Here is a 638-nt window from a genome sequence, read left to right on the forward strand (position 1 = left end):
GGTGGCCGAGCACTCCTGGCGCACCGCTCTGCTTGCGACGATCATCGCGAAGCTCGAAGGCGCCGATCCCGCGCGGGCCGCGTACCTCGCGGTGTGGCACGACTCCCAGGAGACCCGGACCGGGGACGTGAACCACCTCGGAAAGAAGTACGCCACCGAGGCAAACCCACAGGCGGTCACCGCCGACCAGGTCGCCGACATGCCCGAGATCCTGGCCTCAGCCGTACGGGAACTCGTCGCCGAGTACGAGGCGAAGGAGTCCGCCGAGGCGATCTGCGCCCGGGACGCCGACAAACTGGAGTGCATGATCCAGGGCATCGAGTACAAGGCCCAGGGCTACGAGAACGCCCAGCGCTGGATCGACAACAGCCGCAGCCGACTCACCACCAAGTCGGCCAACGAACTCGCCGACGCGGTGCTCGCGACCGGGTCCCTGGACTGGCTGCGTACGGCACTCGGCGAGAGGCAGGACTGACCTACGCCATGACCGACAACACCACCGCCCGCGTCCGCGAACTCAACCTCTACCGCCAGTACTCCGACCTCGTCGCCGCAGGCACCAAGACCATCGAGGTACGGGTGAAATACCCGCACCTCGCCGACCTCGCGGCAGGCGACATCATCCGCTTCCGCATCAA

General features: G+C 67.1%; 1 protein-coding gene and 1 pseudogene. Both read left to right on the forward strand.

All coding sequences use genetic code 11. The annotated features are described in order from the left end of the window. Positions 1 to 475 (forward strand): HD domain-containing protein (locus tag OP79_RS49080; RefSeq protein ID WP_033329795.1); only part of this gene is annotated, 475 nt, incomplete at its 5' end. 8 nt (positions 476 to 483) lie between these two features. Continuing rightward, positions 484 to 638: pseudogene (locus OP79_RS57965) on the forward strand (ASCH domain-containing protein); the annotation flags it as partial.

The organism is Streptomyces yerevanensis (assembly GCF_000716805.1).
GTDB classification, from domain to species: Bacteria; Actinomycetota; Actinomycetes; order Streptomycetales; family Streptomycetaceae; genus Streptomyces; species Streptomyces flaveus.